This window comes from Pseudomonas helleri (assembly GCF_045830615.1).
Classification (GTDB): Bacteria; Pseudomonadota; Gammaproteobacteria; order Pseudomonadales; family Pseudomonadaceae; genus Aquipseudomonas; species Aquipseudomonas helleri.
Window position 1 is genome coordinate 1,003,649 of the sequence record NZ_CP174501.1, and the last position, 19,411, is coordinate 1,023,059.

13 protein-coding genes are annotated in these 19,411 nt (G+C 57.9%); 9 read left to right on the top strand and 4 right to left on the bottom strand.

All coding sequences use genetic code 11. The features are described 5' to 3' along the window. Positions 1-19: 19 nt before the first annotated feature. The 5 genes from ACJJU9_RS04700 to ACJJU9_RS04720 all read left to right on the top strand — a co-directional run bounded on the left by ACJJU9_RS04700 (position 20) and on the right by ACJJU9_RS04720 (position 5,576). Positions 20-661 carry a tetratricopeptide repeat protein gene (locus ACJJU9_RS04700; protein WP_048367082.1) on the top strand — a complete coding sequence of 214 codons (642 nt, stop codon included), beginning with the start codon at positions 20-22 and terminating at the stop codon, positions 659-661. Beyond that, a complete protein-coding gene (bamB, locus tag ACJJU9_RS04705) occupies positions 654-1,805 on the top strand; it encodes an outer membrane protein assembly factor BamB (protein WP_048367080.1) in 1,152 nt (383 codons plus the stop codon). Before ACJJU9_RS04700 ends, bamB begins: the two co-directional genes overlap by 8 nt. A 138-nt stretch (positions 1,806-1,943) precedes the next feature. Then, positions 1,944-3,413: a ribosome biogenesis GTPase Der gene (gene der, locus ACJJU9_RS04710; RefSeq protein ID WP_048367078.1), complete on the top strand. Its 1,470-nt coding sequence runs from the start codon at positions 1,944-1,946 to the stop codon at positions 3,411-3,413. Between the two features lie 232 nt (positions 3,414-3,645). After that, positions 3,646-4,794, top strand: a complete 1,149-nt coding sequence (locus ACJJU9_RS04715) for a pyridoxal phosphate-dependent aminotransferase (RefSeq protein WP_123751405.1) — start codon at positions 3,646-3,648, stop codon at positions 4,792-4,794. Further along, a complete protein-coding gene (locus ACJJU9_RS04720; RefSeq protein WP_048386024.1) occupies positions 4,782-5,576 on the top strand; it encodes an amidohydrolase in 795 nt (264 codons plus the stop codon). The genes ACJJU9_RS04715 and ACJJU9_RS04720 overlap by 13 nt, the downstream gene beginning before the upstream one ends. Positions 5,577-5,753: 177 nt before the next feature. Here the strand turns inward: ACJJU9_RS04720 and leuA are convergent, their stop codons facing one another. From leuA to xseA, 4 genes are all read right to left on the bottom strand, one after another. Beyond that, positions 5,754-7,433, bottom strand: coding sequence for a 2-isopropylmalate synthase (gene leuA, locus ACJJU9_RS04725; RefSeq protein WP_048367074.1), 1,680 nt, complete (start codon positions 7,431-7,433; stop codon positions 5,754-5,756). 382 nt (positions 7,434-7,815) lie between these two features. Further along, positions 7,816-12,051 (bottom strand): dermonecrotic toxin domain-containing protein, encoded by a 4,236-nt coding sequence (locus ACJJU9_RS04730; RefSeq protein WP_407730162.1) that lies wholly within the window; start codon positions 12,049-12,051, stop codon positions 7,816-7,818. A 119-nt stretch (positions 12,052-12,170) separates the two neighbouring features. After that, on the bottom strand, positions 12,171-12,995 hold the full coding sequence (locus ACJJU9_RS04735; protein ID WP_407730163.1) for a peptidoglycan DD-metalloendopeptidase family protein: 825 nt from the start codon (positions 12,993-12,995) through the stop codon (positions 12,171-12,173). 4 nt (positions 12,996-12,999) lie between these two features. Beyond that, positions 13,000-14,379, bottom strand: coding sequence for an exodeoxyribonuclease VII large subunit (gene xseA / locus ACJJU9_RS04740; RefSeq protein WP_194289158.1), 1,380 nt, complete (start codon positions 14,377-14,379; stop codon positions 13,000-13,002). 79 nt (positions 14,380-14,458) lie between these two features. Here xseA and ACJJU9_RS04745 point away from each other — a divergent pair, with 79 nt between their 5' ends. The 4 genes from ACJJU9_RS04745 to guaA all read left to right on the top strand — a co-directional run bounded on the left by ACJJU9_RS04745 (position 14,459) and on the right by guaA (position 19,138). Further along, the gene (locus ACJJU9_RS04745) at positions 14,459-15,205 is read left to right on the top strand and encodes a sulfite exporter TauE/SafE family protein (protein WP_048367068.1); all 747 of its coding nucleotides are present in this window, start codon (positions 14,459-14,461) and stop codon (positions 15,203-15,205) included. 102 nt (positions 15,206-15,307) lie between these two features. Then, positions 15,308-15,856: a hypothetical protein gene (locus ACJJU9_RS04750; RefSeq protein ID WP_048367066.1), complete on the top strand. Its 549-nt coding sequence runs from the start codon at positions 15,308-15,310 to the stop codon at positions 15,854-15,856. Between the two features lie 131 nt (positions 15,857-15,987). After that, a complete protein-coding gene (guaB, locus tag ACJJU9_RS04755; protein ID WP_048367064.1) occupies positions 15,988-17,457 on the top strand; it encodes an IMP dehydrogenase in 1,470 nt (489 codons plus the stop codon). Between the two features lie 103 nt (positions 17,458-17,560). After that, the gene (gene guaA, locus ACJJU9_RS04760; RefSeq protein ID WP_048367063.1) at positions 17,561-19,138 is read left to right on the top strand and encodes a glutamine-hydrolyzing GMP synthase; all 1,578 of its coding nucleotides are present in this window, start codon (positions 17,561-17,563) and stop codon (positions 19,136-19,138) included. Positions 19,139-19,411: the final 273 nt, after the last annotated feature.

Genomic DNA, 19,411 nt, shown 5'->3' on the forward strand with positions numbered 1-19,411 from the left:
TCGAATAAGGAGTGTTGGGGTGTCGAGTAACGATGATGATCAGCTGGGCGAGTTGAAAGACTGGTGGCAGCGCAACGGCAAACCCCTGGTCACTGGCGGCTTGCTGGCGCTGGTGGTGGTGTTCGGCTGGCAGGCTTGGCACAAATATCAGACGAACCAGTCGCAGGGTGCGTCGATTCTCTACCAACAATTGCTTGAAACCGCACTGACGCCTACCGGGCAGCCAGATGCGGGCCGTGTGGCCGAGTTGGCCAACAAGTTGAACAGCGAGTACGGCGGTTCTGCCTACGCGCAGTTTGGCGGTCTGTTTGTGGCCAAAGTGGCCGTAGACACCGGCAAACTGGATGACGCGGCCACCGAGCTCAAGGCCATTGTCGACAAACCGGCAAACCCGACCCTGGCTGAAGTGGCGCGTCAGCGTCTGGCTCAGGTGTTGGCAGCACAAGGCAAGGCAGACGAGGCCTTGAAATTGCTGGACGGCGACTCGGACAAAGCATTCCTGGCCAGCCGTGAAGAACTCAAAGGCGACCTGCTGGTACAGCAAGGCCGCACTGATGACGCACGCGCTGCCTACGAAAAAGCCAAGGCTGCACTGTCTGATGAGGCAGCGGTAGGTGGCTTACAAATCAAGCTCGATGACCTGGCCAAAGGGGATGCGTGAAGTGATGCGTTGGAAACATGCGGCATTGCTGGCTCTGGTCGTTTTGGCCGCGGGTTGCAGCAGCAACAGCAAAAAAGAACTTCCGCCAGCTGAGCTGACGGACTTCAAAGAAGAAGTCGTTCTGCAAAAGCAGTGGGACCGTTCGATCGGTGACGGCCAGGGTAAAACCTACAACATGCTGACGCCAGCGGTTGAAGGTAATACCATCTACGCCGCTGACGTGAACGGTATCGTGATGTCGCTCGACCGCATGAACGGCGACGTTCAGTGGAAGAAAGACCTCGAGCTGCCTGTTTCCGGCGCAGTGGGTGTTGGCTATGGCCTGCTCATGCTCGGCACCCTGCAGGGTGATGTGATTGCCCTCGACGCCAGCACCGGCGAAGAAAAGTGGCGCGCTCGCGTTAACAGCGAAGTGCTTGCACCGCCTGCCAACAACGGTGACGTTGTGGTGGTTCAGACCCAGGACGACCACCTGATTGGCCTGGATGCGTCCACCGGCAATCAGCGCTGGATCTACGACAGCACGCCGGGCGTTCTGACCCTGCGTGGTACGGGCGCACCGTTGGTGACCAATCATCTGGCAATTGCAGGTCTTTCGACCGGTAAAGTCGTTGCTCTGGATACCCAAAACGGCGTGCCGGTATGGGAAAGCCGTGTGGCTGTACCACAAGGCCGTTCGGAACTGGAGCGCATCGTCGATATTGACGGTGGTCTGCTGTTGTCCGGTGGCACCTTGTACGTCGCCAGCTATCAGGGCCGCATGGCGGCACTGGAACTGGAAAGCGGCCGTGTGCTGTGGCAGCGTGATGCTTCCAGCTACGCGGGTGTCGCCCAAGGTTTTGGCAACGTCTACATCAGCATGGCTTCCGGCACCGTAGAGGGCGTTGACGAACGTTCGACCACCGTCCTGTGGAGCAACGATGCACTGGCCCGCCGTCAATTGTCGGCACCAGAAGTCTTCTCCAGCTATGTCGCCGTGGGTGACTTCGAAGGCTATCTGCACCTGTTGAGCCAGGTTGATGGTCGCTTTGTTGGCCGTACCCGCATTGACAGCGACGGTCTTCGGGCGCGTCCGCTGGTGGTCGGTGACATGATTTACGTGTTTGGTAACAGCGGCAAACTGGAAGCCCTGACCATTCGCTAAGGCGTCTATGCTTGAGACTCTAGAGTCTCAAGCAGCCTTGCTCTAGCAAGGCTTGCGGCACATTTGTGCTGTTCCGAACTCTGGCCGCTGCCTTGCAGCGGCTTTTGTATTTTCTGAAATAACGAAGTGGAGAGCCGCATGGTTCCCGTAATCGCCCTGGTGGGCCGACCCAATGTCGGCAAGTCCACCTTGTTCAACCGCCTGACCAGGACTCGTGACGCCATCGTCGGCGACTTGTCCGGTCTGACCCGTGATCGCCAATACGGTGAGGCCAAGTGGCAAGGGCGTTCCTACATTTTGGTCGACACCGGCGGTATCTCCGGTGACGAGCACGGTATGGACGAAAAAATGGCCGAGCAGTCGCTGCTGGCCATCGAAGAAGCTGATGTCGTTCTGTTCCTGGTAGATGCCAAAGCGGGTTTCACTGCCGCTGACCAGATGATCGGCGAGCACCTTCGCAAACGTAACAAGCGCTCTTATGTCGTCGCCAACAAGGTCGACAACATCGACCCGGACATGGCGCGCGCCGAGTTCGCACCCTTGGGCATGGGCGACGCGATCCCGATCGCTGGCGCACATGGTCGTGGCATCTCGCAGTTGCTGGAAATTGCCCTGGGTGATTTCCCGCGTGACTCTGAAGAGCCAGAAGAAGGCGAAGAAGAAGTCGTTCTCGAAGGTGAGGAAGCCAAGCGCATTCCTGGCCCAAGCGAAAAAGACGGTATCAAAATCGCAATCATCGGTCGCCCTAACGTCGGTAAATCGACGCTGGTTAACCGCATGCTCGGTGAAGACCGCGTTATCGTCTATGACCAGCCCGGCACCACACGCGACAGTATCTACATCCCGTTTGAGCGTAATGACGAGAAGTACACGCTGATCGACACCGCCGGTGTGCGCAAGCGCGGCAAGATCCACGAAGAAGTTGAAAAATTCTCCGTGGTCAAAACCCTGCAAGCGATCAAAGACGCCAACGTGGTGATCTTTGTCATGGACGCCCGTGAAGGCGTGGTTGACCACGACCTGAACCTGCTGGGCTTTGCCCTGGAAGCCGGTCGTGCACTGGTGATCGCCGTCAACAAGTGGGACGGCATGACCCCAAGCGAACGCGAGTTCGTGAAGGTCGAACTGACCCGTCGCCTGTTCTTCGTTGACTTCGCCGACATCCACTTCATCTCGGCATTGCACGGCACTGGCGTGGGTAACTTGTACCAATCGGTGCAGAACTCCTTCAAGTCGGCTGTTACACGCTGGCCGACTAACCGTCTGACCCAGATCCTTGAAGACGCGGTCAGCGAGCACGCGCCACCGATGGTTAACAGCCGCCGCATCAAGCTGCGTTACGCCCACTTGGGTGGTGCCAACCCGCCGATCATCGTGATCCACGGTAACCAGGTTGAGAAGGTTCCGAAGTCTTACGTGCGTTACCTCGAGAACACCTACCGTCGTGTCTTGAAGCTGGTCGGTACACCGATCCGCATCGAGTTCAAAGGTGGCGAGAACCCGTACGAAGCCAACAAGAACTCCTTGACCGACCGCCAGGTCAACAAGAAACGCCGCATGATGTCGCACCACAAAAAGGCCGACAAAAAGCGTAGAGACAAGCGCTAACGCGCTGAAGAGGGTTCCTTTAGGGGAATGCTGCTTGTAGGAGCGAGCTTGTCTCGCGATCTTTTGAACGTTTGAAAGATCGCGAGACGAGCTCGCTCCTACCGTTCAGATTGCAGGTGGCTGCACTGACGGGCATCACACCTTTAGGAGCCCTTTTTCGTGTCTGGCGTTTGGGCTATTCTCGCTAGGTCCTGTGCCGTAGTCAGAGCCGGGAACTCATCAGGGAACGGCCATGATTATCAGCAAGTTGCCGAATGTCGGCACCACCATCTTCACGCGCATGTCGCAACTCGCGGCTGAAACCGGCGCGCTCAACTTGTCTCAGGGTTTTCCTGATTTTGATGGCCCGCAAGCGTTGCGCGATGCCGTCGGCCAACACATCGCCAGTGGCCACAACCAATATTCGCCTATGACCGGCTTGCCTGCCTTGCGTACACAAGTGGCGGCCAAAATTGCCCGCAGTTATGGCGTGCACGTGGATGCCGATACCGAGGTGACCATCACTCCGGGAGCTACCCAAGCCATCTTCTGTGCCATCCAGGCGGTGATTCATGCCGGCGACGAAGTCATCGTGTTCGACCCGTGCTACGACAGCTATGAACCTTCGGTCGAGTTGGCCGGCGGTCGTTGCGTGCATGTGCAGTTGGGGCTCGACGACTTCTCTATCGACTGGCAAAAACTCACCGACGCGCTGACGCCGCGCACCCGCATGATCATCCTCAACACCCCGCACAACCCCAGCGGCGCGTTGATCAGCCGTGCAGAACTGGACCAGTTGGCGGCCTTGATTGCCGATCGCGACATTTACCTGATCAGTGATGAGGTGTACGAGCATCTGGTGTACGACGGCGTGCCTCACGTCAGTGTTTTGTCACACCCCGAGCTGTACCATCGTGCTTTCGTTGTCAGCTCGTTCGGCAAGACCTATCACGTGACAGGTTGGAAAACCGGTTATGTGGTGGCGCCGCCCGCGTTGACCGCCGAGTTGCGCAAGGTGCACCAATACGTGAGTTTTTGCGGTGTGACGCCGTTGCAGTACGCATTGGCCGACTATATGGCGGCCAGCCCCGAGCACGTTGAAGAACTGCCCGGGTTTTACCAGGCCAAGCGTGATCTGTTCTGTGATCTGTTAAAGCCATCGCGTTTTACCTTCACACCCGTAGCAGGTACGTACTTCCAGTTGGTCGACTACGCTCACATTCGTCCGGACCTCAATGACGTCGACATGGCCGTATGGCTGACCCGTGAACACGGTGTGGCGACCATTCCGGTGTCGGTGTTCTACCAGACCCCGCCCGAAGGGCAGCGGCTGGTCCGTCTGTGTTTTGCCAAACGCGAGGAGACGCTGCGCGAAGCAGCAGAGAAACTATGCGTGATCTAAGTGGTTTACCCGATTTAACCCTGGCGCTGGTGCAAACCACCTTGGCGTGGCACGACCGTCAGGCCAATTTCGAGCACTTCGAGGAGTTGCTTGAGCAGGCCCGTGGCGCAGACCTGGTGGTGTTGCCAGAAATGTTCACCACCGGTTTCAGCATGGAGTCCGAGACCCTCGCCGAGCCAGAGGGCGGGCCGGCCACAAAGTGGTTACGAGCCCAGGCGGCAAAACTCAATGCGGTGGTGACCGGCAGTGTCATCGTCCAGGCGGCAGACGGCAGCCACCGCAACCGCCTGCTGTGGGCGCGGCCTGATGGTGAAGTGCTGCACTACGACAAACGCCATTTGTTCCGTATGGCTGGCGAGCACGAGCACTTTACGCCGGGCGAGCGGCAGGTTCAGTTTGAGGTCAAAGGCTGGCGTATCCGCCCGTTGATTTGCTACGACCTGCGCTTCCCGGTGTGGAGCAGCGACCCCCACGACACTGACCTGCTGCTCTACACGGCCAACTGGCCGGGTGCGCGCCGTTTGCACTGGAACCGCCTGTTACCGGCCCGAGCGATTGAAAACCTTTGCTACGTCGGCGCGGTAAACCGCGTTGGGACCGATGGCAAAGGGTTGGTCTACAGCGGCGACAGCCAGATCCTCGACTTCCAGGGCGAAACCTTGCTGAGTGCGGGCGAGGCCGACGGCGTGTTCCAGGTCAGCCTGAGCGCGAGCGAATTGGGTGCCTACCGTGAACGCTTCCCGGCGTACATGGATGCTGACAACTTCGACCTGAAATACTGATACACCTCGCGATCTTTTAAAAGATCGCGAGCTGCATACGTCCGGCTGTAGTCGCTGACGAGGCACGAAGGCTGCGAAAGATCAAAAGATCACGAGGCAAGCTCGCTCCTACAAAAAAGCCAACAAAAAAGGCCCTGAGGTTCGCACCTCAGGGCCTTTTTGCGTTTCAGCAGACGTTTAGGCAGCTTTAGCGTCGGCTTCGCTCAGTGAGCGGTTCAGGGCGCTGAACAGGGCCTTGAAGCTGGCGGTGGTGATGTTTTCATCGATGCCCACACCATGCACAGCACGCTCACCATTCACCCGCAGCTCGATGTAAGCAGCGGCTTTGGCGTTGGTGCCAGCACCGATGGCATGCTCGTTGTAGTCCATGATTTCAGCTTTGACCGGCAGGCCGGCAACCAAGGCTTCCAGGGCGCCATTGCCTTTGCCGTTCCAGCGCAGGTTGGTCTCGCCAGCGCCTTTGGCCGACACTTCAACCTCAACCGCGCTGTGGCCGTTTTCTTCCTGCAGGCGATGGCTAACCAACGCGTACGGGGTGTTGGCTTGCAGATACTCGCTGTGCAACAAGCTGTGGATCTGCTGCGCGGTCATTTCAAGGCCAAGACGGTCGGTCTCACGCTGAACCACCTGGCTGAACTCGATCTGCATGCGGCGTGGCAAGCTGATGCCGTATTCCTGCTCCAGCAGGTAAGCAATGCCGCCTTTACCGGACTGGCTGTTCACCCGAATCACGGCCTCATAGCTACGGCCAATGTCTGCCGGGTCGATCGGCAAGTACGGCACTTCCCACAGTGCATCGGGCTTCTGCTGGGCGAAACCTTTGCGGATGGCGTCCTGGTGCGAGCCCGAGAACGCAGTGTGGACCAAGTCGCCCACATACGGGTGGCGAGGGTGAACCGGGATCTGGTTGCACTCTTCAACGACTTTACGCACGCCGTCGATGTCAGAGAAGTCCAGCTGCGGGTCGAGGCCTTGGGTGTACATGTTCAGGGCCACGGTCACCAGGTCAACGTTGCCGGTGCGCTCGCCGTTACCGAACAGGCAGCCTTCGACGCGGTCTGCACCGGCCATCAAGCCCAACTCGGTGGCGGCAACACCAGTGCCACGGTCGTTGTGGGTGTGCAGGCTGATGATCACGCTGTCACGGCGGTTGATGTGGCGACCGAACCATTCAATCTGGTCGGCATAGATGTTCGGGGTGGCGCACTCAACAGTGGCCGGCAAGTTGAGGATCACTTTGTGCTCAGGCGTCGGGTTCCAGACCTCGATCACCGCGTCACACACTTCCTTGGCGAACTCCAGCTCAGTGGCGCTGAAGGTCTCTGGGGAGTATTCAAAAGTCCACTGGGTTTCTGGCTGTTGAGCAGCGTATTTGACGAACAGCTTGGCCGCGCTGACGGCGATTTCTTTGATGCCGTCCTTGTCCTGGTTGAACACGATGCGGCGGAACGACGGCGAGGTCGCGTTGTACAAGTGCACGATGGCTTTTTTCGCGCCGCGCAGCGATTCGAATGTCCGTGCGATCAGGTCTTCACGGCCTTGGGTCAACACCTGAATAGTGGTGTCGTCCGGGATGTGGCCGTCTTCGATCAACGTACGCACGAAGTCAAAGTCGGTCTGCGAAGCAGCCGGGAACGACGCCTCAATTTCTTTTACGCCAACGCTGACCAGGGTCTTCCAAAAACGCAGTTTTTTCACTGCATCCATCGGCTCGATCAGCGACTGGTTGCCGTCGCGCAGGTCAGAGCTGCACCAGATCGGCGCTTGGGTGATGGTTTTCGATGGCCAGGTACGGTCAGGTAAATCAATGACCGGAAAGGCGCGATATTTGGAAGAGGGGTCTTTGAGCATGGTCATCAGGCAATCCTTTAATGTGCGGGCCGTATAGAGACAAGTGGCTCGCTGAAGAAATACAAAGCAGGGGGGGACGAGGCAGCGCGTTTCAGCTTTGCAGTCGTGCACTGACGAGGCAGAGGCTTCGGTGCTGGCGTAATTGAATGAGGGTATGAGGTGTTTTCATAGGCTCAACCCTAACCATTGCGAAAGACGTTGGCAAGCGGCCTGAAAAACATTAGGAGAATTGCGCGTTTAAAGCAAAAAATCGAATTTATATGGCGTCTTATAGGATTGGCAGTGAAAAAAATTGTTCATATATGGCGTATGGCATTCATCTTGTGCTGCAAAAGTATTTCGCTGATTACCGAAACCCGGCCAGCTAACGAACTGGCCGGTTACTGCCCTACGTCCGGCAAATAAAGCCTTGTGTGAGGCCGTACGGCGGTGTGTTCTGGACGCCTCCCACAAAGGTTATGAGTTTGCCATCGGCCCGTGCATTGGTAAGCGCCAGGGATAAGGGGGACAACGGGTTCTTATTGATCATAAGGGTGACCGCATCCTCCAGCTCGATGACAAGCGCCAGCTCCGCTCCGACCGCCCTGTGCAACTGCATGAAGTTGATGGTTTGCGCGCCTGTTCGCTTGAACACCAACTCACTGACCCCGGGGATGTCCGCATAAATGGTGTAGCCGAGCCGCTGAAGCAGGCTACGCATGACTTCATTGAGTCCAGCGGCATTGCTCAGTTTTAATAAATCGCCGGCTTTCAATGAAAAGTCGATCCGGTCAAACCAGGTCGGTGAAGCACGTGTTCGAACCAGCAACGTTTTTGGGCGAATGCCCAAGGCTGGCGTCAAGAGGGCCAAGGGATCACGCAATGTTCCGGAGCCATGTGTCAGATGCCCGGAAAACCAGCCATACAACGTTTCGGTCAACGTGCGCATACGGGTTTGTGTGAGCAACCAAGTGGTGCTGTCGGACAACATAAATAGACGCTTGGCCACTACCTGTGCAGAGTCTGGCGTCAGGCCCGGCAGAGACTTGAGGACGTATTGCCAGATCGGCTTTTGCAGCAGCGGCTCCTTGATCGCCCACGCTCCTTCCTCAAACTCAGCCAGGCGCGGTTGCAAGTACTTGTTTTTCAAGATCAGCTTTTCCAGTCGCTCATAGGTCGAGATCACCTGACCAGGCTTTTTCAGGTACACCTGTATATCCAGTGGCAGGTTGCCCTGAGGCAATATGTCGAACCACTTGCTGTCTTTTTTAATCACTCGAAGATTAGAGCCGCTGCCTATTTCAGAAATGGGCGGATTCAGGCTGACCGGAATATAAGTTTCGCCGGGAGCCGATCGGGCCCAGTTTTGCCACTCACTACTGCTGACAGTGCCCGGTGCGTTAGTGCCGCTGGAGGGAACGGGTTGAGTCGGTTTAGGTTGTACCGGCTCATCATCCACAATGGGACGCTTGCGCTTGTTGCTTAACGGGACGGCGCTCGAAGTGCCGGGCTCAGGGGTGAGGGCTTGCGCTGGGGCACCATCTAGCCCTGGCTTGAGATAGTGCTGGGCCCACCGGGGCAGCTCTTTATGCTCTACCAGGAACTCGGCCAGATAAAGTTCCATCTTGTCTCTGCGAGGTGCAGGAAAGTTGTATTGGTCGAGCAGTTTTTTGGCTTCATCAAGGCTGAAGCGTGGGAAAGCCTCACGTACCTTGAATGTGGCCAGCGAATATTTTCCTCCTCCAAGTAAGCTCAACTCAGGTGTGCCGATACGCCACAGACCATCCGTGCCCTGACGAATCGCAGAGCGGTACCAAGCGCGCGGGCGACGCATATCCAATACCCGCCAGGTCAGGCGGTCCGCGTCATACACCACCTGAAACCAGTGCTTTTGCTGTTGGATAAAGTATTGGGAGAAACCGCCGTGTTTCGGCGTCCTTTCATAGATGCCTGCGTAGGCGCCGTCTGTGCGCTTGGTCAGCCCTTCGACGCCCTGTTTGTAGGCAAACTTCGGATTCAAGGCCAAGGTACCTTTGGCGGGTAATTTGGCGAGAGCGGTTCCAATGTCCACCCCGGCATCCACCCAGCGTTCAATCATGCCGACAAAATGCCCAATCGCTTCACTTTGATTGCCGCGTTTCAACGCATCAAAGCCATGCCACATCTCGATCAAACTGCGTCCTAGGGCAATCATGGCCGTGACCTTAAATGGCAGGATAATCGTGACGATATCCACCGCTGTTTCTATGCCGCTCCACACGGCCAGGCGGTTGCTTTCTGTGGTCGACAGGCTCAAGGCATCAGCGCTGGCCAAGGCATGCTCGATTTCGGCCAAACAGGTTTTCTCAATGAAGTTGCCGGTAATTACGGTGTCCCGAACATCCGCTGCTCTGAGCCCTTCAGTCACCCGTTGCTGGACTCGGGCTTGAGCGCCTTCGCTGACGCGTCCAACCAGATAGCCGGCCATTTCAGGGGCATTGAGGAATTTATTCGCCATGTGCGCGCGATTTTCAAACTCGCGAAACCGCTTGCCGTCAGGTGCTTCAGGGGTATAGACAACCAGGGCGCTGACGGACGACAGCGGTTGCGGTGTGATGAGGTTCAATTCCAAAGGGTCAGGCGCATAAGCCCCTGAAGGCGGTGCCAGGATAATCAGTACCCCACGCACCGTGGCCTCGCTGATCAGTAATTGATGAACCTTCAGGCGATGCCCTTCAACAATGGCGGGAAGATCAGGGTCATCAACCTCGTTCAGAACGGCCTCAACCCAGCGATAACCGCGATCCAGGCGATCTGGCGAGAAGTCATCGGAAATCTTCGCTTCAAGTGCATCAACGCGCATTTGGGCGATCAGCAATTGAGCGGCAGTATCGCGACGAGAGAGGGCTTGGGGAGAGTTGATGAACCGGTCCCGCAAGAAGGCTTCATAGCTATCGCCAATATTCACCGTGCGAACGATGTGCTTGATTTGCGCAGCGCTCAACGTGTCCATTCGTGGTCCATCGGCGCTGCCCGTTGATACGGTAGCGGTCAATGCGTAGTCAATGTCCAGGCTACCGACGTTCTCCAGAGCCAATTGCGACAGTGTTCGGGACGTACTGACCAGCTTGATGGAAGGGCCGGTACGCGACAGGCTGTTCACCGCCGTGTAGGACGACGTGCCATACGCGCTGATCGGGATAATGGGGCCGGAGCCGCGCTCGGCGACCGTTGTGGTGATAAAGACGGTGTCCGGGTCAACGATCAGGCCATATTCTGCTTGGATATAGTTCTGCAACTGATCGTGGGCGTAGCGCAGCAAAAACGCTCTGTCGCCATATTGATGGGCAGAGGGCTCGCCATTGTCGTTGGCAATGAAACTGAGGGTTCGGTAATGCGCAGCCGCCTCAAACCAGGCCTGACGGTCAGCATCGTTGGCTTTAAGCAGCCATTGGCGGGTCTTTTTTCCTAAAAACTTGGCAATGCGTGCATTGAGGGCGCTCGCTTGTTTGAAGCGTGGAGCGTAGTCCAGCACATACTCCAGGTGTTCACTCAATTGGGCGGGCGAAACCGTTTTGGCTAACGACAATGTGTGTTCCAGATTGGCTTGACGCTGATCGTCATGCACCTTGAACCAATACTCGAACACTGAGCCGTGAATTTCCTTAAAGGTGAATTCGAGCGACGTTGTAGCCTTTTCAGTCAGCGCTTGAACCCTCACCAGATCAGTGGGGGATAAGAGCTCCAGCAATGATTCGAACTCCGCGATTTCCGTGTGACGGCGGTTAAGTTCGATCTCTAATGCCTGCAGCGAAGCAAAGCCCTGCAAACCACCTGAAGGGGTGTACAACACAGCCTCACCGGCATTGGCTTTGGCGTTGATTTCTACTTCTGTCGTTTTGTCAGAAAGGCGAGTCATGCCTGATGCGTCAAGGGTTGCGGAGCCGTCGCGTGCGGTCATGACCCAGGCACCCGCGAAGGCAATCGGTGGCTCTTTTGACAGGTCCTTAAGTATCAGGGCATAAACCGCCGGGCGCGAACTGACCGGGAGCGCAGCCCGGGTGCTCAGCGACGGGTAACGCACCACATCATTGATCAGTTGCACCTGGCCCGGTGTCAGCGTGGCATCGTGGGACAGCAGTTCTGTTTCAGCCTTGAGCACGTCTTTGAGCTTATCGAGCAGCCAGGATTTGCGCGATTGAGTTCCGGTTTGGCTGCTCTTGTCTTGCCAAAACTGCGCCGTGTGGGTTTTGCAGCTACTGGCAAAAAAACGTCGCGCGCGGGATATGAAGGTCTGCAAATCCCCCACCGTCACAGTGGCGGGCGAGGTGTCATCCACGACCTTAAGCGTGGCCTTCAGCAGGTTGTAATCCGGCGCATGGCCGTCACACAGCGCCTGTAGCAGGATATCGAGCACACTGGTGAGCTGCGTATCACCCTCTTCACTGATCAGCAATTGCTCAGGATCAAGCGTCTGCGTGGCGTGGGCAAACGTCGCCTTCAGCTCGCTGTGTATGAATGAGTGGAGGGTGGGTTGCTCAGCCAGCAGGGTCTGGATCTGAGTGTCGATTTGCACCCATTTATTGACACGGTCTTGTTCGTCCTGGGCGCTGACCGCAATCAGGTCGGCGCTCAAGTCTTGGGATAAATGAAATACATCACTCATGGGTTACACCTCACAGAGAAAGTTGTGAGGAGTATCTGCCCCGGCTTGACTGCGCCTGACATACATAACTAGTGCGGGGAGGTTTGCTCACGAGCAGTGACCAAACCCCGGCGTTTTCGCTAAGGCTGAAAGGCCCCGATAAAGATCGCCGGGTCTACCCGGGCGTCGTTCAGGCTGACGTTCCAGTGCATGTGTGGCCCGGTGGCGCGACCGGTTGAGCCGACTTTGCCGACCACATCGCCGCGTGCCAGTTGCTGGCCGAGCTTGGCGTCGATTTTCGACATGTGGCAGAACATGCTGATAAAGCCCTGGCCGTGATCGACAAACACGGTGTTGCCATTAAAAAAGTAGTTGCCGATCAGGATGACTTTACCGGCGGCCGGGGTTTTGATCGGTGTACCTGCGGGCACGGCAAAGTCCAGGCCCGCATGCGGGTTGCGCTCTTCGCCATTGAAGAAGCGGCGCACGCCAAACTTGCTCGACAGCGGGCCATTGACGGGCTTGTCCAGCAGCAAGTTGCTGGGCGTGTTCGGGCTGAAGGTGCGGTACGCCTTGATCTGCACCGCCAGCTCGTTGTCGATGCGTTTGAGGTCGTCCGGGTTGGGGTTGACCTGGCGCTGGTTTTTCAGGGTGATGTGCTGCTCGGGGTACTTTTTGTTGCCCACGCTGAAGCTCAGGCTTCGGCCGTTGGCATTCAGTGTTTGCGTACCCGGCTTGACGGTCAGCGGGATACCGACAATGGCGCGCCAGGTGTCTTGCTCTTTGACCACCAACACCGGCTTGCCGTCGTATTTGGCCTCTGGGCGTTGCGCGCCGGTGCCCAGGTCGATCACTGCCACGCCGCCCGGTACCGGCTTGTTGAGCAGTCGGGTGATGTAGCTGTCGGCGGCCGAGGCATTGAAAGCAAGGCACATCAATAAAGCAGCAGTTACAAAGCGTGGCATCAGCTCAATCCAGTAAAGAAAGGGTCACGGGTGTCAGGTGGTTGTCTTCAACCCGCACCTGCAATTCGCCTTCGCCCAGTCGTGCCTTCAGACGCTGGCCATTGTGGGTCTGTTCGGCGCTGCGAATGGCATTGCCGCGCTCATCGAGCAAAATGCTGTAGCCGCGACCCAAGGTGGCCAGCGGGCTGACCACGTGCAGGGTTTGCATCTGGCTGTGCAGCGTCAGACGACGGGCCTTGAGGCCTTCGCGCATCGCCCGTGGCAGGCGTTCAGCAAGGCTGTCCAGGCGCTGGCGGAGTAAGGCTAGCTGACGACCCGGATGTTGCGCTGACAGGCGTGTTTCGAGACGTATCAAGCGCTCACGGCGAGTATTGAGGCTGCGCTCAAACGCGCGGCGCATGCGCATGTCCAGATCGTCGAGGCGCTGTGCCTGCTGGCGCAGTCGTTCACCCGGATGGCGCAGGCGCCGGGCCAGCCCGTCGAGACGCAGGCGGTCGCGCATCAGGCGATCGCGGATACGCATGACCAGCCGGCGCTGCAGGCTGTCGACTCGGCGTTGCAGATCGCTGGCGTCCGGCGCCAGCAATTCGGCCGCAGCAGACGGCGTCGGCGCCCGCACGTCGGCAACAAAGTCACTGATCGACACATCGGTTTCGTGCCCGATGGCACTGACGATCGGCGTCACACAGGCGTCCACCGCCCGCGCAACAGCTTCTTCGTTAAAGCACCAGAGGTCTTCGAGCGAGCCGCCACCCCGGGCCAGAATCAAGGCGTCAAAGCCCCGCGCATCGGCCAGCTTTAGCGCCCGGACAATTTGCGCGGTAGCTTCACGGCCCTGCACGGCGGTGGGGATCAAGGTCAGTTCTACTTGCGGTGCACGGCGGCGGAACACGCTGATGATGTCGCGGATCACCGCCCCGGTTGGCGAACTGATGATGCCGATGCGCTGCGGGTGAGCCGGCAGCGGGACTTTGCGCTCGGCACTGAACAAGCCTTCGGCGCTGAGCTTCTCTTTCAGGGCATCAAAGGCCAGGCGCAATGCGCCATCACCGGCAGGCTCGACGGTATCGAGGATCAGCTGGTAATCGCCGCGCCCCTCAAACAGCGACACCTTGCCGCGCACTTTGACCGCCAGGCCATCTTTCAGTGCCTGGCGTACCCGTGCGGCGTTGTTGCGAAACAACGCACAGCGCACTTGGGCACCGCTGTCTTTAAGGGTGAAGTAAATGTGCCCAGACGCCGGGCGGGCGAGGTTGGAGATTTCGCCCTCGACCCAGATATTGCTGAACACGTCTTCGAGCAAGACCCGCGCGCGGCCGTTGAGCTGGCTGACGGTCAGGACTTCCCGGTCGAGATTGAGTCGTGCAAAGGGATCTTTAATCATGCCGGCCATCATAAGGGCGGATTGTTTTGACTGCACCTGCTGGTTAAAGTCCGCGCTCCAAAAATAAGGAAGCGCAGCAATGGATTTGCCTTTTACCGGCGGTGAGTGGGTGTTGATTGAGCTGGCTGTGGCGCTGGCTTACATCGTGTTTGGCGTGGCGGGGTTTGGTACGGCACTGGTGGCCGGGCCCATTTTGATTCTGTGCCTGCCGCTGTCGAAGATCATCCCGCTGCTGGTGCTGCTGGATTTTGTCGCCGCCTTTGGCAACTGGTTGCCCGCCCGCCGTGACGTGGCTCGTCCGGAGTTGCTGCGCTTGCTACCGTGCATGGCCGTGGGTTGCATCATCGGCGTGGTGTTTTTGCTCAACCTGCAATCCGACTTGTTGCTGCTGTTGATGGGCGTGTTTGTCAGCGCTTATGCGGTGTACAGCCTGGCGGTAAAAGTGCGGCCCAGCCAAGTGGCGGCGGGGTGGGCGGTGCCGACCGGGGTCATAGGCGGGTTATTCGGTGCGCTATTTGGCAGCGGCGGTTTTTTATACGCGCTGTACCTGAACGCGCGGCTGACCAAGGACGCAGCGCGGGCCACGCAAAGTGCGTTGATCAGTTGCAGCACCGTGGTGCGTTTGAGCTTGTTCGTGATCGCGGGTGTGTACACCGATGGCGAGTTGTTATGGTTGGCCGCCTTTCTGTTACCGGCCATGGCGCTGGGGCTGTGGATAGGGCGTAAACTGGCGATCAAATTGTCCCGCGAGGCGTTTGTCCGGCTGGTGACCTGGCTGGTGCTGGCCAGCGGCGTTGCGCTGATTGCGCGCTACTTGAGCGCTTGATTTCTTGTAGGAGCGAGCTTGCCTCGCGATCTTTTGACCGTTTAAAAGATCGCGAGGCAAGCTCGCTCCTACCGTGTCTGTTTTCTTATATGTGCCGTACCCATGAATTCGCAAAGCATTATCGTTCCTAAAATTTCCACCTTGCCGGTCCACGAGCCGCGTGCCCGTGCGATCGTGCGCTGGCTGGTGCGTAAAAACATCATTGAAGAAGAGCTCAGTACCTGCGGGCGCAATGGCAGCGCCATGGCCTATGCCATCGCTCCGGGGGCGGCCAGCGTGGTGTTGCACCCTGAAGCGCTGCCGTTCGGCCACCCGATCAACGGTCTGGAGATCATCACCAAGCGTTGCATCTACACGCCGGTCAAAGGTTTTCTGGAAGAAGCAGGCTGCGCCGAGTGCCGCAAGGAAGTCGGCGAAGCGCTGTTCGACAGCCTCGAAGAATGGATGCCAGGGCACACGGACAACTTTGTTTGCCCTTTGTGTGGCCATGAAGATGACATCAACGGTTTTCTGTTTTTGCAGCCGTGCGGCTTCTCCAACCTGGGGTTTATTTTCAATAACTGGGCCGAGGCGGGGTTCAAGCAAAGCTTCCTCGACGAGTTTGCCGACTGGCTGGATCAGCCGGTGGCGTGGGTCAAAGTCGAGTTGTAAGGGCTTTTTCTGCCTCGCGGGTCAATAAATCATGGCTTTTAGCGCAAAACTCTCTAAAGGTTTCCGTTGAGAGCCACAGGTGTTTTGAGTACAATGGCGCGCTTCCATTTTCCCGCTCGGGAGCCCCAGCGATGCTGCGTATCAGCCAAGAAGCACTCACCTTCGATGACATCCTTCTCGTTCCCGGTTATTCCGAGGTTCTTCCGAACGAAGTCAGTCTAAAGACTCGTTTGACCCGTGGCATTGAACTGAATATTCCTCTGGTTTCCGCCGCAATGGACACCGTCACTGAAGCCCGTCTGGCAATCGCCATGGCTCAGGAAGGCGGCATCGGCATCATCCACAAGAACATGACCATCGAGCAGCAAGCTCACGAAGTGCGCAAGGTCAAACGCTACGAAGCCGGTGTGGTTAAAGAACCCATCACTATCGAAGCTGACGCCACGGTTCGTGAACTGTTCGAATTGACCCGCCAGCACAATATCTCCGGCGTTCCGGTACTGCACAATGGCGACCTGGTCGGCATCGTGACCTCCCGTGACGTGCGCTTCGAAAGCCGTCTGGAAGCCACCGTTCGTGAAGTGATGACGCCTAAAGAGCGTCTGGTCACGGTCAAGGAAGGCGCCGACAAGGACGAAGCCCGTGAACTGCTGCACAAGCACCGCATCGAGCGCGTGCTGATCGTCGACGACAGCTTCGCCCTCAAAGGCATGATGACCGTCAACGACATCGAAAAAGCCAAGGCCTACCCGCTGGCCAGCAAGGATGACCAAGGTCGTCTGCGCGTAGGCGCTGCTGTCGGTACTGGCAAAGACACCGAAGATCGCGTCACCGCTCTGGTGGCTGCTGGCGTTGACGTGGTGGTAGTCGACACCGCCCACGGTCACTCCAAAGGCGTGATCGACCGCGTACGTTGGGTCAAGCAGAACTTCCCTGAGGTACAGGTCATTGGCGGCAACATCGCCACTGGCGCTGCGGCTTTGGCCCTGGCAGAAGCTGGCGCTGACGCCGTTAAAGTCGGTATCGGCCCAGGCTCGATCTGCACCACCCGTATCGTTGCCGGTGTTGGCGTTCCGCAAATCAGTGCGATTGCCAACGTGGCCGCAGCCCTTGAAGGCTCGGGCGTACCGTTGATCGCCGACGGCGGCATCCGTTTCTCGGGTGACCTGTCCAAGGCCATCGTGGCCGGTGCTTCCTGCGTCATGATGGGTTCGATGTTTGCCGGTACTGAAGAAGCGCCGGGCGAAATCGAACTGTTCCAGGGCCGTTCGTACAAGGCTTACCGCGGCATGGGTTCGCTGGGTGCGATGTCGCAGTCCCAGGGTTCTTCCGACCGTTACTTCCAGGACTCCTCCGCGGGTGCCGAGAAGCTGGTGCCGGAAGGCATCGAAGGTCGCGTACCGTACAAAGGGTCGCTCACCGCGATCATTCACCAACTGATGGGCGGTCTGCGTTCCTCGATGGGTTACACCGGCAGCGCCGACATCGAGCAAATGCGTACCAAGCCTGAGTTTGTGCGCATCACCGGCGCTGGCATGGCTGAATCCCACGTCCACGACGTGCAGATCACCAAAGAAGCACCTAACTATCGCGTAGGTTGATAGTGGTCGCATCCGGGCTCCAACCCGGGTGCGATACGAATTAAATCACCGGGGCTGTTTGATTCAGCCCCGTGTCGTTTCTGAAATTTATCGAGATTTAGTCATGTCCCTCGACATTCACGCTCACCGCATCCTGATTCTGGACTTCGGTTCTCAGTACACCCAGTTGATCGCCCGTCGCGTTCGTGAAATCGGTGTTTACTGCGAACTGCACCCGTTCGACATGGACGACGCAGCGATCCGCGAATTTGCCCCTAAAGGCATTATCCTGGCCGGTGGCCCGGAGTCTGTACACGAAGCCAACAGCCCGCGTGCCCCGCAAGCGGTATTTGACCTCGGCGTGCCGGTTTTCGGTATCTGCTACGGCATGCAGACCATGGCTGAACAGCTGGGTGGCAAGGTTGAAGGTTCCGAGCTGCGTGAATTCGGTTATGCCCGCGTAGACGTGGTCGGCAAAAGCCGCCTGCTCGATGGCATCGAAGATCACATCGACGCTGACGGCCTGTTCGGTCTGGACGTGTGGATGAGCCACGGTGACAAGGTCACCAAAATGCCATCCGACTTCCACGTTCTGGCCAGCACCCCGAGCTGCCCGATTGCCGGCATGTTCAACGATGAACGTGCTTACTACGGCGTGCAGTTCCACCCGGAAGTGACCCACACCAAGCAGGGCGGTCGCATCCTGTCGCGCTTCATCCTCGACATCTGCGGCTGTGATGCGCTGTGGACACCGTCGAAAATCGCGGAAGACGCCATCGCCACCATCCGTGCCCAAGTTGGCACCGACAACGTCCTGCTGGGCTTGTCCGGCGGTGTTGACTCTTCGGTAGTAGCAGCGTTGCTGCACAAGGCCATTGGCGACCAACTGACCTGCGTCTTCGTCGACAACGGCCTGCTGCGCCTGCACGAAGGTGACCAGGTGATGGCCATGTTCGCAGAGAACATGGGCGTTAAAGTGATCCGTGCCAACGCTGCCGACCAGTTCCTGAACAACCTGGCTGGCGAAAACGATCCCGAGAAAAAGCGCAAAATCATCGGTCGCACCTTCATCGACGTATTCGATGCCGAGTCCAACAAACTGGACAACATCAAGTACCTGGCGCAGGGCACCATCTACCCGGACGTGATCGAGTCGGCTGGCGCCAAAAGCGGCAAAGCCCACGTCATCAAGTCGCACCACAACGTAGGTGGCTTGCCGGAAGAAATGAACCTCAAGCTGGTAGAACCCCTGCGCGAGCTGTTCAAAGACGAAGTCCGCCGTCTGGGCCTGGAACTCGGCCTGCCGTACGACATGGTCTACCGCCACCCATTCCCGGGCCCGGGCCTGGGCGTGCGTATCCTGGGTGAAGTGAAAAAGGAATACGCCGACCTGCTGCGTCGTGCTGACCACATCTTCATCGAAGAACTGCGCAAAGCCGACTGGTACCACAAAGTCAGCCAGGCCTTCGTTGTGTTCCAGCCGGTTAAATCGGTTGGCGTTGTAGGCGATGGCCGTCGTTACGCCTGGGTAGTTGCCCTGCGTGCCGTAGAAACCATCGACTTTATGACCGCGCGTTGGGCTCACCTGCCTTACGAACTGCTCGAAACCGTGAGCGGTCGCATCATCAACGAAATCGAAGGCATCTCGCGCGTCACCTACGATGTATCGAGCAAGCCACCGGCGACGATTGAGTGGGAATGATTGGACGTCCGGCATTGTCCGGCACCAATTAGCAAGAAACACCCTTAAGCCCGCGTAACTGCGGGCTTTCGGTTTTTTGGATCTGGCAAATTCTGGCAGCTTTGTGCATCGCCAAGCACCGTGTTGGTGTGGCTTGGTACGGCGCGTCACTTTGAAAGCGCAAAGAAGCCATACGCTTTTTGCCCCAACCCCTCGGTGCCTCGCAGTGGCTCGGCACGCCCTCACCATCAATAACTCGCGAGCAAGCTCACGCTTACATGTGGGGCGTTGATC

Bases quoted from the DNA above. Each gene is read 5' to 3' on its own strand.
- guaB (WP_048367064.1), top strand. From the start codon at position 15,988: ATGCTGCGTATCAGCCAAGAAGCACTCACCTTCGATGACATCCTTCTC.
- bamB (WP_048367080.1), top strand. From the start codon at position 654: ATGCGTGAAGTGATGCGTTGGAAACATGCGGCATTGCTGGCTCTGGTC.
- leuA (WP_048367074.1), bottom strand. From the start codon at position 7,433: ATGACCATGCTCAAAGACCCCTCTTCCAAATATCGCGCCTTTCCGGTC.
- ACJJU9_RS04715 (WP_123751405.1), top strand. From the start codon at position 3,646: ATGATTATCAGCAAGTTGCCGAATGTCGGCACCACCATCTTCACGCGC.
- ACJJU9_RS04720 (WP_048386024.1), top strand. From the start codon at position 4,782: ATGCGTGATCTAAGTGGTTTACCCGATTTAACCCTGGCGCTGGTGCAA.
- ACJJU9_RS04750 (WP_048367066.1), top strand. From the start codon at position 15,308: ATGAATTCGCAAAGCATTATCGTTCCTAAAATTTCCACCTTGCCGGTC.
- guaA (WP_048367063.1), top strand. From the start codon at position 17,561: ATGTCCCTCGACATTCACGCTCACCGCATCCTGATTCTGGACTTCGGT.
- ACJJU9_RS04730 (WP_407730162.1), bottom strand. From the start codon at position 12,051: ATGAGTGATGTATTTCATTTATCCCAAGACTTGAGCGCCGACCTGATT.
- der (WP_048367078.1), top strand. From the start codon at position 1,944: ATGGTTCCCGTAATCGCCCTGGTGGGCCGACCCAATGTCGGCAAGTCC.
- ACJJU9_RS04745 (WP_048367068.1), top strand. From the start codon at position 14,459: ATGGATTTGCCTTTTACCGGCGGTGAGTGGGTGTTGATTGAGCTGGCT.
- xseA (WP_194289158.1), bottom strand. From the start codon at position 14,379: ATGATTAAAGATCCCTTTGCACGACTCAATCTCGACCGGGAAGTCCTG.
- ACJJU9_RS04735 (WP_407730163.1), bottom strand. From the start codon at position 12,995: ATGCCACGCTTTGTAACTGCTGCTTTATTGATGTGCCTTGCTTTCAAT.